Source organism: Leifsonia aquatica (assembly GCF_014190775.1).
GTDB classification, from domain to species: domain Bacteria; phylum Actinomycetota; class Actinomycetes; order Actinomycetales; family Microbacteriaceae; genus Leifsonia; species Leifsonia aquatica.
In genome coordinates this window covers 68,982-84,579 of sequence record NZ_JACHVP010000002.1, presented here as the reverse complement: position 1 = coordinate 84,579, position 15,598 = coordinate 68,982, and the positions used below count along the sequence as shown (strand labels likewise).

At 72.8% G+C, this 15,598-nt stretch carries 14 protein-coding genes; 10 read left to right on the top strand and 4 right to left on the bottom strand.

The features are described 5' to 3' along the window. The first annotated feature begins 21 nt into the window (after nucleotides 1-21). From FHX33_RS10235 to FHX33_RS10215, 5 genes are read left to right on the top strand one after another with little or no spacing between them, the layout of a single operon-like run. Nucleotides 22-3,630 carry an HtaA domain-containing protein gene (locus FHX33_RS10235; protein ID WP_183428469.1) on the top strand — a complete coding sequence of 1,203 codons (3,609 nt, stop codon included), beginning with the start codon at nucleotides 22-24 and terminating at the stop codon, nucleotides 3,628-3,630. Beyond that, the gene (locus FHX33_RS10230; RefSeq protein WP_338092022.1) at nucleotides 3,627-4,781 is read left to right on the top strand and encodes a heme/hemin ABC transporter substrate-binding protein; all 1,155 of its coding nucleotides are present in this window, start codon (nucleotides 3,627-3,629) and stop codon (nucleotides 4,779-4,781) included. The genes FHX33_RS10235 and FHX33_RS10230 overlap by 4 nt, the downstream gene beginning before the upstream one ends. After that, nucleotides 4,778-5,887, top strand: a complete 1,110-nt coding sequence (locus tag FHX33_RS10225; RefSeq protein WP_183428468.1) for a FecCD family ABC transporter permease — start codon at nucleotides 4,778-4,780, stop codon at nucleotides 5,885-5,887. Before FHX33_RS10230 ends, FHX33_RS10225 begins: the two co-directional genes overlap by 4 nt. Beyond that, nucleotides 5,884-6,723: a heme ABC transporter ATP-binding protein gene (locus tag FHX33_RS10220; RefSeq protein ID WP_183428467.1), complete on the top strand. Its 840-nt coding sequence runs from the start codon at nucleotides 5,884-5,886 to the stop codon at nucleotides 6,721-6,723. Before FHX33_RS10225 ends, FHX33_RS10220 begins: the two co-directional genes overlap by 4 nt. Further along, a complete protein-coding gene (locus FHX33_RS10215) occupies nucleotides 6,720-7,091 on the top strand; it encodes a hypothetical protein (RefSeq protein ID WP_021754521.1) in 372 nt (123 codons plus the stop codon). The genes FHX33_RS10220 and FHX33_RS10215 overlap by 4 nt, the downstream gene beginning before the upstream one ends. Here FHX33_RS10215 and FHX33_RS10210 read toward each other — a convergent pair. After that, nucleotides 7,051-7,335 (bottom strand): GNAT family N-acetyltransferase, encoded by a 285-nt coding sequence (locus tag FHX33_RS10210; RefSeq protein WP_021754519.1) that lies wholly within the window; start codon nucleotides 7,333-7,335, stop codon nucleotides 7,051-7,053. The genes FHX33_RS10215 and FHX33_RS10210 overlap by 41 nt on opposite strands. A gap of 48 nt (nucleotides 7,336-7,383) precedes the next feature. Here FHX33_RS10210 and FHX33_RS10205 point away from each other — a divergent pair, with 48 nt between their 5' ends. Continuing rightward, on the top strand, nucleotides 7,384-8,283 hold the full coding sequence (locus tag FHX33_RS10205; RefSeq protein ID WP_021754517.1) for a DNA-methyltransferase: 900 nt from the start codon (nucleotides 7,384-7,386) through the stop codon (nucleotides 8,281-8,283). Between the two features lie 2 nt (nucleotides 8,284-8,285). On the opposite strand, the gene FHX33_RS10200 is transcribed toward FHX33_RS10205, so the two are convergent. After that, nucleotides 8,286-9,095 carry a sulfite exporter TauE/SafE family protein gene (locus FHX33_RS10200; protein ID WP_021754514.1) on the bottom strand — a complete coding sequence of 270 codons (810 nt, stop codon included), beginning with the start codon at nucleotides 9,093-9,095 and terminating at the stop codon, nucleotides 8,286-8,288. Between the two features lie 63 nt (nucleotides 9,096-9,158). Further along, complete coding sequence (locus FHX33_RS10195; protein WP_183428466.1) at nucleotides 9,159-9,929, bottom strand: helix-turn-helix domain-containing protein; 771 nt, start codon at nucleotides 9,927-9,929, stop codon at nucleotides 9,159-9,161. 84 nt (nucleotides 9,930-10,013) lie between these two features. On the opposite strand from FHX33_RS10195, the gene FHX33_RS10190 reads away from it, so the two are divergent. Next, nucleotides 10,014-10,844 carry a phosphatase PAP2 family protein gene (locus FHX33_RS10190; RefSeq protein WP_246397248.1) on the top strand — a complete coding sequence of 277 codons (831 nt, stop codon included), beginning with the start codon at nucleotides 10,014-10,016 and terminating at the stop codon, nucleotides 10,842-10,844. A 79-nt stretch (nucleotides 10,845-10,923) separates the two neighbouring features. Here FHX33_RS10190 and FHX33_RS10185 read toward each other — a convergent pair whose 3' ends face one another. Continuing rightward, nucleotides 10,924-11,946 (bottom strand): LacI family DNA-binding transcriptional regulator, encoded by a 1,023-nt coding sequence (locus FHX33_RS10185; protein WP_183428465.1) that lies wholly within the window; start codon nucleotides 11,944-11,946, stop codon nucleotides 10,924-10,926. 102 nt (nucleotides 11,947-12,048) lie between these two features. Here FHX33_RS10185 and uriH point away from each other — a divergent pair, with 102 nt between their 5' ends. From uriH to FHX33_RS10170, 3 genes are read left to right on the top strand one after another with little or no spacing between them, the layout of a single operon-like run. Next, the gene (gene uriH, locus FHX33_RS10180; RefSeq protein ID WP_021763697.1) at nucleotides 12,049-13,041 is read left to right on the top strand and encodes a uridine-preferring nucleoside hydrolase UriH; all 993 of its coding nucleotides are present in this window, start codon (nucleotides 12,049-12,051) and stop codon (nucleotides 13,039-13,041) included. A 2-nt stretch (nucleotides 13,042-13,043) separates the two neighbouring features. Then, on the top strand, nucleotides 13,044-14,480 hold the full coding sequence (gene uriT / locus FHX33_RS10175) for a uridine transporter UriT (protein ID WP_039922735.1): 1,437 nt from the start codon (nucleotides 13,044-13,046) through the stop codon (nucleotides 14,478-14,480). Beyond that, a complete protein-coding gene (locus tag FHX33_RS10170) occupies nucleotides 14,477-15,397 on the top strand; it encodes a ribokinase (RefSeq protein WP_021763699.1) in 921 nt (306 codons plus the stop codon). Before uriT ends, FHX33_RS10170 begins: the two co-directional genes overlap by 4 nt. Nucleotides 15,398-15,598: the final 201 nt, after the last annotated feature.

The following is a 15,598-nucleotide window of genomic DNA, read 5'->3' as shown; positions in this document are numbered from 1 at the left end:
CCGACCGCTGCCAGGAGTGCCATGACAGCGTCCCGAACTGCTTCGCCAGCCCTCGATCGCGAGAGGCCGCACGGTCCGCGCCGTGCGCGCCGGGTCCTCGCCGCCGCCCTCGCGACCCTGCTTGCGGCCGCCGGCCTGAGCGCCATCGGCGCCGCGCCGGCGATGGCCGCCGGCCCCGCCGTCTCCGCTCCGGAGGTGCCCGCCGCCGGCGGCACGATCACCGTGACGGGCAGCGGCTTCGCTGCGACCGCCCCCGGCATCTACCTCGCCGTCGGCCCGGCCGGACTGGGCGGCTTCTACCAGGGCGCCTCCAGCCTGCTGCCGACCGAGACGGTCTGGATCGCTCCCGGCAACGAGCAGGTCCCCACCGGCACCGCGCGGCAGGAGCCGATGGCGGAGGACGGCACCTTCACGGTGAAGCTAACCGTCCCGGCCGCCACCGCCGAGACGCCCGCGTACGCGATCTACACGTCGAAGGCGCACGGGCAGGGCTTCGCCGACCCGTCGCAGAACACGATCACGGCCCTCACCTACGCGGCTCCCGAGCCCACGACGACCTCGGTGACGCTCACCAGCGATGCCTCGAGCGTCGAGGAGGGCGCCGCCGTCACGCTGACCGCGACCGTCAGCCCCGCCGCCGACGGCACGATCACCTTCTCCGAGGGCTCGACCGAACTCGGCACCAAGCCCGTCGCCGACGGCACCGCCTCGCTGACGACCAGCGCGCTGACGGTCGGATCGCACAGCATCACCGCCGTCTTCGCTCCGGCGGACACCGCGACGCACACCGGCTCGACCTCCTCGGCGACAACTGTCACGGTGAACGCCACGCCGCAGCCGACCGGACCCTCCGTCACCGTCAGCCCCTCCACCGACGTCGACCCCGCCGCGGGCACGGTGACGGTGAACGGGACCGGCTTCTCGACGACCGGCACCGGCTTCTACGTCGGCGTAGGCCCGAAGTCGGCCAAGGACAACGCCGACTGGTTCGTGAGCGCCGCCTACTACCAGGGCGTCAAGTGGGCCACGACGGCCGGAACCTACGGCGCGAAGATCAACGCCGACGGCTCGATCTCGATCGCGCTCACCAAGCTCAAGCGCGTCTTCACCTCCAACGGCACCAGCGTCGACTGCGCCGCCGTCGAGTGCGGCGTCTACACCTTCGCCGCGCACGGCTCCGCCGACCGCAGCCAGGACACCTACACGCCGATCGCGTTCGCCGCTCCGACGGCGACGTCGCTCTCGGTCTCGAGCTCCGCCTCCTCCGTCGTCACCGGGACATCCGTCACGCTGACGGCCACTGTGTCGCCGGCCGCCGTGGGCTCCGTCGAGTTCTTCGACGGCACCACCTCCCTCGGCACCTCCTCGATCAGCAGCGGCACGACCGCCACCCTCGACACGAGCGCCCTCGCGGTCGGACCGCACCAGATCACCGCGGTCTTCACGCCGACGGATGCGACCGTCGCGGCACCGTCGACCGCTCCGGCCACCACGGTGACCGTCACCGCTGTCGCCACCCCCGCCGTCGTCCTCAGCCCCACCAGCGGGCTCGACCCGGCGGCCGGCTCCGTGACCGTCAACGGCACCGGATTCGCCACCACCGGCCCCGGCTTCTACATCGGCGTCGGACCGAAGTCGGCCAAGGACAACGCGGACTGGTCCACGAACGCGAAGTACTACCAGGGCGTCAAGTGGGCGACCACGGCCGGCACCTACGGCGCGAAGATCAACGCCGACGGCTCGTTCACGATCGGCCTCTCGGGGCTCAAGCGCGTGTTCAGCTCGAACGGCGCGACGGTCGACTGCGCCGCCGTCGAGTGCGGCGTCTACACATTCGCCGCGCACGGCTCGGCCGACCGCAGCCAGGACACGTACACGCCCATCACCTTCGCGGCGCCGGCTCTGACGGCGGTGGCGGTCACGAGCAGCGCCTCCAGCCTCACCGTGGGAACGTCCGTCACTCTCACGGCCACCGTGGCGCCCCCGACGGCGGGATCGGTCGAGTTCTTCGATGGGACCGCCTCCCTCGGCACCGCGACGGTGTCGGGCACCGTCGCGTCGCTGAGCACGAGCGCACTGTCGATCGGCTCCCACGCCATCACCGCGACCTTCACGCCGACCGACGCGACCCTCGCTGAGCCGTCGAGGTCGGCGGCGGTGACCGTCACCGTGAACCCGGCGGGTGTCCCGACCGTGAACGTCCCGCAGGTCCCGGCCGGCGGCGGCACCATCACCGTCACGGGAAGCGGCTTCTCCACGACGGCACCCGGCATCTACCTGGGCCTGGGCCCGGCAGGCCTCGGCGGCTTCTACGCGGACTCGGCCAAGCTCATCCCGAGCGAGACCGTCTGGATCGCCGTCGGCAACCCGTCGGTACCCACGGGGACGACCCGTACCGCCCCGCTGAACGCCGACGGGACCTTCTCCGTCGCCATCACGGTGCCCGCCGCGAGCACGGCCATCCCGGCCTATGCGCTCTACACCTCGAAGGCGCACGGTCAGGGCATCGCGGACACGTCGCAGAACACCATCACTCCCGTGACCTACGCCGCGGCCGGCACCGCCATCACGCCGACGATCACCCTGACCACCTCGGGCAGCACCGGCAACGCCGGTGACCCGGTCGACGTCACCGTGCGCGTCACGCCGGCGGCCGATGGCACGATCAGCATCCTGGACAACGGCAAGGTCGTCGCCAGCGGCCTTCGGCTGGTCCCGGATGTGTCCGCTCCCGTCGCCGGCGTGACGGCCTTCGCCGCCCTCGCTGCGAGCTCGTCCTCGGTGAGCGCTCGCGTACCCGGCCTGACCTCCGGCACGCACGCCTTCTCGGCCAGCTTCACGCCGGACGACCCGAGCCTGTTCACCCCGACCGTCTCGCCGCAGGTGAACGTCGTCATCGCCCCGGCCGCCGTCGTGACCCCGGAGGCCCCGGCCCCCGTCGCCGCGGCGCAGCCGACCTGCGTGGCCCGCGCCGTGAGCGACGCGTCGCTGAACTGGGGAGTGAAGACCAGCTTCCGCAACTACATCAGCGGCGGCATCGCGAACGGCTCGTGGACCCTCGCCGGCGTCACCTACGCCGGCGGCCAGTACGGCTGGAGCGGCGGCAAGGGCACCTTCAACCCGGATGAGACCCGCGGTCTCGTGCGGTACTCCGGCTCGGTCTCGTTCACGGGACACGACGGGGTGCTGAACCTGGTGCTCTCGAACCTCGCGATCCGCGTCACCAGCCCGACCCAGGCGACGCTCATCGCCGACGTGCACTCCACCGACATGGCGGGCAAGCCGAGCGACTACTCGGGCGTCTCCTTCGCGACGATCGCGCTCGGCGGCGGGACGGCATCCGGCTCGACGTTCTCGGTGGACGGCGCGGCCACCGCGCTGACCGCGGACGGCGCGAAGGCCTTCGCCGGGTTCTACGACGCCGGAGAGGCGCTCGACCCGATCTCGTTCCGGTTCCCGCTCGGCGCCGAGGTGGCGTGCGACAGCACCACGACCTCGGGCCTGGCCTCGACAGGCAGCACCGGATCGGGTTCGGCTCCGCTGTTCGGCGGCCTGCTGATCCTCGCGGGCATCGCCGCGGTGGCGGTCGTGCGCCGCCGGGCCGCGCGCGCGGACGTGGAGGCCGTGTGACCTCGACAGGCACGAAGACCATGGGCGGCGCTTCCGGCGCCGCCCATGGGCGTTCCCGCACCACCCGGATGCGCGCCGCCCGCGCCGTCGCCGTCGCCGCCCTCGTGGCGGTCCTGACGGGGTGCGCGGCCGGCGCGCCCGCCGCCAAACCGACGACCGCGAGCCCTTCGGCTTCTGCGACCGCCACGGGGAAGGCGCTGCCCGATCCGCGCACCATCACCGGTCCGTCGACCGCCGCCTCCATCGCCGAGATCGAGCCGGTCGAGAAGAAACCGAAGCCGTCGCTGCCGGTCACCGTCACCGACGCGTCCGGCACCTCCGTGACCGTCACCGACACCAGCCGCATCCTGGCCCTCGACATCTACGGCACCCTCGCCGAGACGGTCGTCGGGCTCGGTCTCGGCGACAAACTGGTCGGCCGCGGCTCCTCCAACACGCTCGACGTGATGAAGGACCTCCCGCTGGTCACCCAGAACGGCCACGAGCTGAACGGCGAGGCGATCCTCGCCCTGCGCCCGACGCTCGTGCTCACCGACACGACCCTCGGCCCGCGCGAGGTGCAGGACCAGCTCCGCGCCTCCGGCGTGCCCGTCGTGTTCTTCGACCCCAAGCGCAGCATCGCCACCATCGGCGCGCAGACGAAGGCGGTCGCGCACGCGGTCGGCCTCGACGCCGTCGGCGACAAGCTGGTGAAGCGCACCGACGAGGAGCTCGTGACGGCGAAGGCCGACATCGCGAAGCTCGCCCCGGAATCCGACGCCGACAAGCTGCGCGTCGCGTTCCTCTACGTGCGTGGCACGGCCGGCGTGTTCTTCCTCTTCGGCAAGGGGATGGGCGCCGACGATCTGATCTCCGGCGTCGGAGCCGTGGACGTGGCGACCGCGGCGGGCATCACCGGCGCGAAACCCGCGAACAGCGAGGCACTGCTGGCGACCAACCCCGACGTCTTCCTGATGATGACCGACGGGCTGGAGTCCACGGGCGGCGTCGACGGCCTCCTGAAGCGGCCCGGTGTCGCGGACACGCTCGCGGGCCAGCACCGCCGCATCGTCGACATGTCCGACGGGCAGATCCTCTCCTTCGGCCCGACCACTCCCGCTGTGCTGCGCTCGCTCGCCGACGCGCTGTACCGGCCCGGGGCGACGGGATGACCGCGCAGGCCACCCGCACCGAACGGGCGGGTCGCGCCTCCCGCGCCGACCGGGTCGCCGTCGCTGCGGTGACCCGGGCGCGAGGGAGGCGCGCGCTCGTCATCGGCTCGATGATCGTGCTGCTTCTGGCCGTCGTGCTGACCTCGTCCGCACTCGGGCAGTTCTCGCTGTCGCCGGCCGAGATCTTCGCCTCGTTCGCGCGCCGGCTGGGACTCGCGCCCACCGCGCCCGCCGACGCCTATGCCGACGGAGCGCTCTGGAACGTCCGCTTCCCGCGCATCGTGCTCGGCCTGATCGTGGGCGCCGCGCTCGGCGTCGCGGGCGCGCTGATGCAGGGCGTGTTCGCCAACCCGCTCGCCGAGCCCGCGGTCGTCGGCGTCTCGGCGGGCGCCGCGGTCGGGGCCTGCGCCGCGATCGTCTTCGGCCTGCAGACCTTCGGCGCCGCCACGGTCCCGGCCGCGGCGTTCATCTCCGGTGTGATCACCACCGTGCTCGTGTACGTGCTCGCCCGCGCGCGCGGCCGCACCCGCGTGCTCATGCTCGTGCTCACCGGCATCGCCGTGAACGCGATCGCCAACGCGGTGATCGCCCTCTTCGTCTTCCTCGCCGACACCGCCAGCCGCGAGCAGATCATGTTCTGGCAGCTGGGCTCCCTCAACGGCGCGACCTGGTCCGCGGTCGGGGTGACCCTCCCGCTGCTGATCGTCGGTGTGCTCTGCGCGTGCCTGATGTCGCGGCGGCTGGATGCGCTGGCGCTCGGCGACCGCAGCGCCCGCCACCTCGGGGTGCCGGTCGAGCGCGTGCGGCTGGTCTCCATCCTCCTTGTCGCCCTGCTGACCGCGGTGGCCGTGTCGTTCGCCGGGATCATCGCGTTCGTCGGCCTGATCGTGCCGCACCTGCTGCGCCTGCTGATCGGGCCCGGCCACGGCGCCCTGCTCCCCGCGAGCGCTCTCGGCGGCGCACTGCTGATCTCGGTCGCCGACGTCGTGGCCCGCACGGCCATCCCGTTCGCCGACCTCCCGATCGGGATGTTCACGGCGCTCGTCGGCGGTCCCGTCTTCTTCGTGCTGCTGCGGCGCACCGTCGCGGCGGGGGAGAGCGCATGAGCGCCGTCACCGGGACCGCCGTCGCCACCACCGCGGGAGCCGAGCTGCGCGGCGTCGGCGTGACGATCGCCGGCCGCCGCATCCTCGACGGCGTCGACCTCGCGGTCCGCGCCGGCGAGTTGGTCGCGCTCATCGGGCCGAACGGTGCCGGCAAGTCCACCGCGCTCGGCGTGCTCGCCGGGGACACCGCACCCGAGTCGGGCACCGCCCTGATCGACGGGCGGGATGCCCGCACCGTGAAGGTCGGGGAGCTCGGGAGGCTGCGCGCCGTGCTCCTGCAGCAGAAGGGCGTCTCGTTCTCCTACCCGGTGCGCGAGGTCGTCGCGATGGGCCGCATGCCCTGGGCGCGCACGCCGCAGAGCGACGACGACGCCGCGATCATCGCGGACGCGCTCGAGCGCACCTCCACCGCCCACCTCGCCGACCGCGATGTCACCACGCTCTCGGGCGGCGAGCTCGCCCGCGTCTCGCTGGCGCGGGTGCTCGCGCAGCGCTGCCCGATCGTCCTGCTCGACGAGCCGACCGACGCGCTCGACCTCGGCCACCAGGAGCAGGTGCTCACCCTCGCGGCCGAGCTGGCGCGCGCCGGTTGCGCCGTTCTTGCCGTGCTGCACGACCTCAATCTCGCGGCCGCCTACGCCGACCGGGTCGTCCTCCTGAGCGACGGTCGAGTGGTCGCCGAGGGGACGCCGGAGGAGGTCCTCACGGCCGACCGGCTGGCCGACGTGTACGCGTATCCGGTCGACGTCATCCTGCACCCGGAGAGCGGCGCACCCTTGGTGCTTCCTGTGCGTCCACAGGGTGTGCGGCGACCCTCCGGTACCATCGAGGGGTGAATTGGTGGGTCGTCGGCGTCGTCGTGGCGCTCGTCGCGGTGATCGTCGTGGCGGTGAAGCTCGGCTGGATCGACCTCTCCAACAAGGCGCAGCGCGGCTCGGGGACGATGAGCGGCGCCATCGGCGGATCGTTCGACGAGATCTTCGCGCCCACCCGTCACGAGGCCCAGCAGGAGCTCGACCGCCAGTCGTTCCTGCCGGCGCCCGCCCCGCTTCCCGGCGACGGGGAGAAGGGCGTCTGGGAGGGCGGCAAGATCACGATCGACGTCGGCTCCCAGGGCAACGGCCAGCGGGCCGAGGGCCGCGCGGTCGACGACGACGGCCGGGCTACCGCCGTTGCAGGGCGTCGTACTCGGGGTGCTCGCTGATCCAGCTCCGCACGTAGGGGCAGGAGGCGATCACGCGTCGCTCGGAGTTGTCGCGCACGTCGTCGAGCGCCGTCTGCACGAGCGTCGACGCCATCCCCTTCTCGCGCTTCTCCGGGTCGACCTCGGTGTGGGTGAAGACGATCGCGTCGTCCCGGAGGTCGTACTCGGCGACGCCGATGCGCTCGCCGTCCTTGTAGAGCGCGTACCGGGACGCGTCGGGCTCGTTCTGCACCGTGAGGCTCATGGGGGCCACGCTACTCCGGTCGCCCCGGGGCGCTGCGAGAATGGACCCATGCTCGAGACCGTCCCCGCCGCCGACGATGCGGCGCCCCTGTGGCATCCCGCCGCACCGAGCACCGTCGTGCACGCCGACAACCTCGACGTGGTCGCCGCGCTGCCGGACGAGTCGTTCCGGCTGATCTACCTCGACCCGCCCTTCAACACCGGGCGGTCGCAGGCGCGGCAGGCGATGACGTCGAAGCGGTCCGAGCCCGGCGCCGGCGGCAGCGTGATCGGCTTCAAGGGCCGCAGCTACGAGCGTATCAAGGGCGACCTCCTGAGCTACGACGACCGGTTCGAGGACTACTGGGAGTTCCTCGAGCCGCGGCTCATCGAGGCCTGGCGGGTGCTCGCCGACGACGGCACGCTGTACCTCCACCTCGACTACCGCGAGTCGCACTACGCCAAGGTGCTGCTCGACGCGCTGTTCGGCCGGGAGAGCTTCCTCAACGAGATCGTCTGGGCGTACGACTACGGCGCCAAGTCCAAGACGCGCTGGCCGGCGAAGCACGACACCATCCTCGTGTACGTCAAGAACCCGTCCGCGTACTTCTTCGACTCCTCGGCCGTCGACCGCGAGCCCTACATGGCGCCGGGTCTGGTGACGCCCGAGAAGGCGGAGCTCGGCAAGCTGCCGACTGACGTCTGGTGGCACACCATCGTCTCGCCGACCGGCCGCGAGAAGACCGGCTACCCGACCCAGAAGCCGGAGGGCGTGCTGCGCCGCATCGTGCAGGCGTCGAGCCGTGAGGGCGACTGGGTGCTCGACTTCTTCGCCGGCAGCGGCACGACGGGCGCGGTCGCTGCGGCGCTCGGCCGGCGCTTCCTGCTCGTCGACAGCAACCGGGAGGCGGTCGCAGTCATGCGCGAGCGGTTCGCTCGGGACGAGCGCGACGTCCGCTTCGTCGACTGACGTCATCCCGTCGCGGCGACCGTGATCCCGGCAGCGGCCAGCAGCGCGACATAGGACCACGCGTGCACGCCGTCCGGGATGCGCGGCGGGCGGCGGCGCAGGAGCACGACCACCGGGATCGAGCCGAGCAGCAGGGCGACCGCGGCGAGCACGTCCACCGACCCGACGAGCCCGGGGGTCGGGGGCACCGCACCGCGCAGGAGCAGGGACACCGCCAGCGCGGGCGCGACGATCGCGAGCGTGAGCGGATTGGCGAGGGAGGTGGCGATCGGCATCGGCGCGCCCGCGCGGCGCATGAGCGGCACGGTCATCACGCTCCCGCCGACCCCGAGGAAGGCGGCGACCGAGCCGATCGGGAGCCCGAGCCACGTCGGGAGGCCGGCGGCTGCAGTGGCGCTCGTGCTTGCGCCGTGGCTCTCGATCGCCGGTGCCGGCCGCAGGAACCCCGGGCGCACGATCAGGTCGACGATCGTCGCGCCGATGTAGAGCACGAAGCCCCAGCGGATGATCGCGTCCGGGGCTACGCGGGCGAGCGCCGCACCGACGGCCCCGCCCGCGGCGAGCAGGGCGAACAGCGCCCCGCGTCCTGACAGCCGGCGCAGGACCTCCCGTCGCGTCGAGACCGTCGCGACGACGGCGTTGACGAGCATGACGAGGGCGGAGGTCGCGGTCGCCACGCGCACCGCGTCCGCGCCGAGGGACAGGTCGGCGATGACGATGACGGGAACGGTGACGAAGCCGCCGCCGAAGCCGAAGAGCACGGTGGTGACGCCGACGAGGAGGCCGATGAGAGCGAGGATGAGGAAGGACACCCGTCCATCCCATCCCGGACGATGCTGGCGAGCAATCGTAGTTGCGCCCGATGCGATTGAGAGTCAGCCAATCACCGCGGCGCCGAACCGCGACGGGGGAGCGCCGAACGCCCGCGTGAACGCGGCGGTGAACGCCGCCGGAGACGCGTAGCCGAGCTGCCCCGCGACGCTCGTCACGCTCCGCGACTGCAGCAGCGGGAGGCTCGCGAGCAGCCGGGCGCGGGAGCGCCAGGTCGCCGGGCCCGTGCCGGTCGCCGCCCGGAAGTGGCGGTCGAAGCTGCGATCGCTCATCGCGACCCGGCGTGCCCACACCGCGTTCGTCACGCCGGCATCCGGCGCGGCGAGGTAGTCGCGGCAGAGCGACCGGAAGGGCTCCTCCCGCGGGAGGGTGATGGCGAAGGGCGCGGGGGAGACCCGCTGCAGTTCGTCGAGCGCCAGCCGCACGAGCGTCCCGTCGCGTCCCGCCGTGTCGTAGTCGGCCTCCAGCTCGTTGGCGGCGCGGAGCACCTCCCGCAGCAGGGGGCCGACCTCCACCACCGTGCAGACGGCCGGCCACCAGGGCACGGCGTCGGGCTCGATGTAGAGGCTCCACGTCGTCACCCCGCGCATGAGCACCTCGTGGCCGACGCCCGGCGGGATAAGCACGGCGCGGTCGGTCGGGACCGTCCAGGATCCGTCGTCGGTGACGACCTGCATCACACCGCTGGCGCCGTAGAGCAGCTGCGCGCGCCGGTGCCGGTGCCGCGCGAGCAGATGATCGGGCGGATACTCGGTGCCCACGGGGAGCACATCGACGGGCAGGTGGTCCAGCGCGTCGATCGAGACGTTGCGCACGGGACCAGGCTAGCGGCGCGCGCTCCCGACCGGCGCCTTCCCGGCCTCCGTCCGGAGATTTCCGAGGCGCGTGTGGAAAGGTTGATGACTATGCGACCGGTCCTGCGAGCCCTGCCCTTCCTGTGGGGCGCGATCGGGACCGCGCTCGCCTTCACGGGCGTCTATCTGCTGTTCGTGCGCAGCTATGTCGGCCAGGTGATCGACGAGCGCGCCTTCGCCGGGGCCGACGCGTGGAAGGGCGACCTGATCGACTTCGCCCACACCTTCCTCAACGCCCTCCCCGTCGCCGCCGTCTTCATCGGTGCTGTGATCGCCGTGGTCGTGGTGCTCGTGCGCCGCAACTGGCTGGTGTTCGCGGTGGCGGTCGGCGCGGCGATCGGCGCGAACGTGAGCACGCAGGTGCTCAAGTACTCCATCCTGTCCCGGCCGGAGAAAGGAGTGGATGCGGGGCTGTCCAACTCGCTGCCCTCCGGTCACACGGCCGTCGCGGCCTCGGCGGCGCTGGTCGTCTTCCTCGTCGCGTCGCCCCGCTACCGGCCGCTCGCCGCGGTGGTCGGGGCCGTCTTCACGATCGCGGCGGGAGCCTCCACCCTCGTCGAGCAGTGGCACCGGCCGAGCGACGTCATCGCCGGGATGCTGGTCGTGGCGTTCTGGGCGTGCATCGCCGGTCTCGTGCTGAGCCAGCTGCGGCTGCGTCCCGCAGACCCTCCGGTGCGCACGAAGCTGTGGCCGCTGCTGTGGATCGCGGCCGTCTGCGCGATCGGCGCGCTGGTGTCGCTGCTGGTCACGTACTTCTCGTCGCTGGACGGGTCGTCGCACCTCTTCATCGCCTACGCCGGCGGGGTCGCCGCGATCGTCGCCTCCGGCTTGACGCTCGCCGTGCTCGGCAACCGCGTCTACCGCGCGCTGCCGTAGCGCCGCCGCGACATTCGTGCCGAATGTCGCGAATAGCGGCGCCATTCCCCACATTCGGCACGAATGTCGGGCGCGCGCGTCAGGTCGAGGCGCGGACCGTGAGCGTCGCGGCGAGGGGGCCGGGAGCCTCCTCCGGAGCCGCCTCGTCGGGCGCGATCAGCGCGAGCAGCCGGTGCGCCGCCGCGCGGCCCAGCGCGTCGCCGGGCAGCGCCACGCTCGTGAGACTCGGTGCGGTGACCGCCGACGCGGGGAGGTCGTCGAAGCCGGCGACCGCGACGTCCTCCGGAACCCGCAGCCCGGCCTCCGCGCAGGCGGCGAGCACGCCGTGGGCCAGCGTGTCCGCCGCGGCGACGATGGCGGTCGCCCCCGCCTCGCGCCACGCGGGCAGCGCCGCGAGCGTCGCAGCGGCGGCCTCGGCGAGGTCCGGCCCGCTGCGGACGTCGGGATCGGCCAGCAGCGTCATCCCGTGCCGGGCGGCCGCCTCGCGCAGCAGCTCGCGCCGCAGCAGGTAGGTCGCGGCGGGCGTCGCGCCGTCCAGGTAGCCGATGACGCGGTGGCCGCGCTCGGCGAGGTGACGCGCGAGCTCCTCCACCCCGGGAGCCAGGTCGTAGTTGACGACGGCGGCGCGCGCCTCGAGCCCGGGGGCGTCCAGCAGCACGAGCGGGGTGCCGGTGGGCAGGTCGTCGAGGAAGTCGGGGCCGGGCGCCGAGACGAGCAGCCCGGCGGGGCGGAGGGACGAGAGGCGCCGCACATCCGTGGCGTTCGGCTGCGCACCGCTCGCGGCGGCCGACAGCAGCAGCTGGTAGCGCGAGCCGAGCTCCTCCTGCACCCCCTTGATCACGCGACCGAAGAACGGGTTCGGGAGGTCGGGGGCCAGCAGCACGACGATGTCGCTCGTCCCGCGGGCCAGCGCGCTCGCGGCGCCGTCGACCACGTACCCGAGCTCGGCGACGGCGGCGAGCACGCGCGCGGCGTTCTCGTCCGAGATGCGCCCGCGGGCCTTGCCGTTGACGACCAGGGAGACGGTCGCGATGCTCGTCCCCGCCCGCTCGGCGACCATGGCGGCGGTCACCCGGCGGGGCGCGGGAGGGAGCGTGGACATGGTCTCGATCGTATCGGTGGGCATCCGCCGGTTTGCGGCGTCAAGCGCTTTACGCTTACAGTGTCAAGCGTTTGACGTCCCCGACGAAGCGGAAGGCTCCCCATGGAGAAGATCATCCTGGACTGCGACCCGGGGCATGACGACGCGATCGCGCTCATGCTCGCCCACGGCAATCCCGACATCGACCTGCTCGCGGTCACCACCGTGGCAGGCAACCAGACCCTCGAGAAGGTGACCCGCAACGCGCTCGCCGTGGCGCGCGTCGCCGGGATCGCCGGCGTGCCGTTCGCCGCCGGAGCCGACCGTCCGCTCACGCGGCCCGTGGAGGTCGCCCCCAGCATCCACGGCGAGTCCGGTCTCGACGGCCCCGAGCTCCCCGAGCCGTCGTTCGAGCTCGACGGACGCCACGCGGTCCAGCTCATCATCGACACGGTCATGGCGCACGAGCCCGGCACGGTCACGCTCGTCCCCACCGGTGCGCTCACCAACATCGCGCTCGCCGTGCGGCAGGAGCCGCGCCTCGTCGAGCGCGTCAAGCAGGTCGTGCTCATGGGCGGTGGCGTGCACGTCGGCAACTGGAGCCCGGTGGCCGAGTTCAACATCGTCATCGACCCGGAGGCCGCCGACATCGTCTTCAGCGCGGGCTGGAAGGTCGTCATGTGCGGCCTCGACGTCACGCACCAGGCGCTCGCGACCCCGGAGGTCGCCGCGCGCATCGCCGGGATCGGCACCGCGCCGGCGCGATTCGTCGGCGAGCTGCTCGAGTTCTTCGGCCGCACCTACGCCGACGTGCAGGGCTTCGACAGCCCGCCCGTCCACGACCCCGTCGCCGTCGCCTACGTGATCGACCCGACCGTCGTGCGCGCCGTGCAGATGCCGATCGCCATCGAGACGCAGGGACGCCTGACCACGGGGATGACCGTTGCCGACCTCCGCTCGTCCGCCCCCGCCGACTGCCCGACCTGGGCCGCGATGGAGCTCGACCACACCGGCTTCTGGGACCTCGTGGTCGACGCCCTCGAGCGCATCGGCGACCCGTCGGACGCCGGGACCGAGGCCGACGCTGGGGCCGAGACCGCGGGAGCCACCGCGTGAGCATCACGGCCCCCACCCCCGTCTCCTCGCCCACCGGGCGCCCCGTCCGCATCGCCGCTCTGACCGCGGCGCTGCTCGCCGCCTGCGTGGCCTTCCAGCTCAACGCCAGCATGCTGAGCCCCGTGCTCGTCACCATGTCGCACGAGCTCAACACCGACGAGGCCACCATCGGCCTCTCGCAGACCCTCTTCTTCACCATCGCGGCCCTGTTCTCGCTGTTCCTCCCGCGGCTGAGCGACATCGTCGGCCGCAAGCGGGTGCTGCTCGCGATGCTCGCGGTCATGCTGATCGGCAGCGTCGTCGCCGCGCTCGCGCTGAACGTGGGGATGCTGTTCGCCGGCCGCCTCATCCAGGGCGTCACCGGCCCGGTCGTCCCGATCTGCCTGCTCATGCTGCGAGCCGAGATTTCCGACCCGCGCAAGTACGGCGCGGCGATGGGCCTCCTCACCGCGGTCAACGGCGGCATCGCGGGCATCGACGCGATCGCCGGCGGCTGGCTCGCCACGACCTTCGGCTTCCGCTCCGTCTTCTGGGCGATCGCGGTCGTCACCGTCGTCGCGCTCGTGATGGTGGTCGTCTGGGGTGCCGAGTCCCGGCCCTCTGAAGGCGTGCGGATGGACTGGTGGGGCGTGCTCCCGCTGGTCGTCTCGATCGGTGCGCTGCTCACCGGCCTCAACGAGGCGGGTCGTCTCGCCTCCGCGAACTGGGTGCTCGTCGGGCTGTCCCTGGCCGTCGCGGTCGTCTCCTTCGTGATCTTCTGGCGGGTGGAGAACCGGGTCGCGCAGCCGCTCGTCCCGACCCCGCTGCTGCGCCGCCGCTCGACCTGGGCGCTCCTCGCGACCACCCTGCTCACGATGACCGGCGTCTTCGCGGTCGTGAACGGCCTGGTGACCTCCCTCGCGCAGAACGCGGACGCGGGCTTCGGGATGGCGCCCGACCTGGCCTCGCTGGCCTTCCTCACCCCGTACGCCCTGGTCGGCTGGATCGTCGGCCCGCTGGCCGGCCGGCTCGCGCCCGTGCTCGGCTACCGCCGCATCCTGCGCATCGGCCTCTCGGGCACCATCGTCGCGACCGTCGTGATGGCGTTCGTCGGCGTGCACTCGCTGCCCGTGCTGATCGCGACCACCGTCGTGATCGGGATCGGCTACGCCGGCATCGGCAACATCATGCTCAACGGCCTCGGGATCGTGCTGTCGCCGGCCGAGAACCCCGGCTTCCTCCCCGGGCTCAACGCGGGCGCGTTCAACCTCGGCGCCGGGCTGAGCTTCGCCCTGCTGCCCGCCCTGCAGGTCGCGACATCGGCGGCGCCGGACTCCACGACCGGATACTCTGCCGGAATGATGCTCGGAGCCGCCATCACCGCCGTCGCCCTCGCGGTGTCGTTCCTGATCCCCCGGCCGGACTCGGCCGAGGTCACGGCCACGGCGGCCTCCCGATGAGCAGCACCCCGGACCGCGGCCGGATCGTCGTCGTCGGCTCGCTGAACGCCGACCTCGTCGTGCAGACCGCCGCTTTCCCGAAGCCGGGCGAGACCGTCTCGGGAGGCGACCTCTCGACGGGCGCCGGCGGCAAGGGCGCGAACCAGGCCGTCGCCGCCGGACGGCTCGGCGGTGCGGTGAGCATGGTCGGTGCGGTCGGCGCGGATGCGCACGGCGAGCTCCTCCGCTCGGCCGTCGCCGCCTCCGGGGTCGACGTCTCGTCGGTCGCCGTGCGCGACGGTGTGGCGACCGGCACCGCGCTCATCACCGTCGACGCGCACGGCGAGAACACGATCGTGGTCTCGCCGGGCGCCAACGGGACGCTCGGTCCCGCCGATCTCGACGACGCCGTGCTCGCCGGCGCTTCCGTCCTCGGACTCTGCCTCGAGGTGCCGGAGGCGGTGGTGGTGGATGCCGCCGAGCGCGCTCGTGCCGCCGGGCTCGCGGTCGTGCTGAACCCCTCCCCGTTCCACGACGGCGCGCGCCAGCTGCTGCCCCTGGTGGATGTCCTCCTCGTCAATGAGGGGGAGGCCGCCGCACTGCTCGGTGTGGCCGAGGACGCGACTCCCGGAGCTCTGCGCGACGGCCTGGCCGCGCTCGGCGTGACCCGCGCCGTCGTGACGCGGGGAGCCGATGGCTGCGTAGTCGTCGACGGCGACAGCGAGCCCGTCGCGGTGCCCGCCGTGCGGGTGGATGCGGTCGACACGACCGGCGCCGGCGACGCCTTCATGGGCGCGCTGCTCCTCCGTCTCGCCGACGGCGACGCCCTGCTCGACGCGGCCCGCTTCGCGGTCGGGGTCGGCGCGTTCGCCGCCTCCCGCGCCGGAGCGCAGGCCTCCTACCCGACCCCCGCCGAGCTCACCGCGTTCCTGCGCTGACCCCCGCCGCCGCCGCTCTTGCGACATTCGTGCCGAATGTCGCGAAAGCGGCGCGCTAACTCCACATTCGTCACGAATCCTCAGCGCTCTCGCCCGCGGCGTGGCGTGGCGTGCCGAGGCGAGGCGGGGCGTCACGCGTCGCGAACCGCCGCGCACATTCGGCACGAATGTCGTGAAAGCGGCGCGCTAAGTCCAGATTCG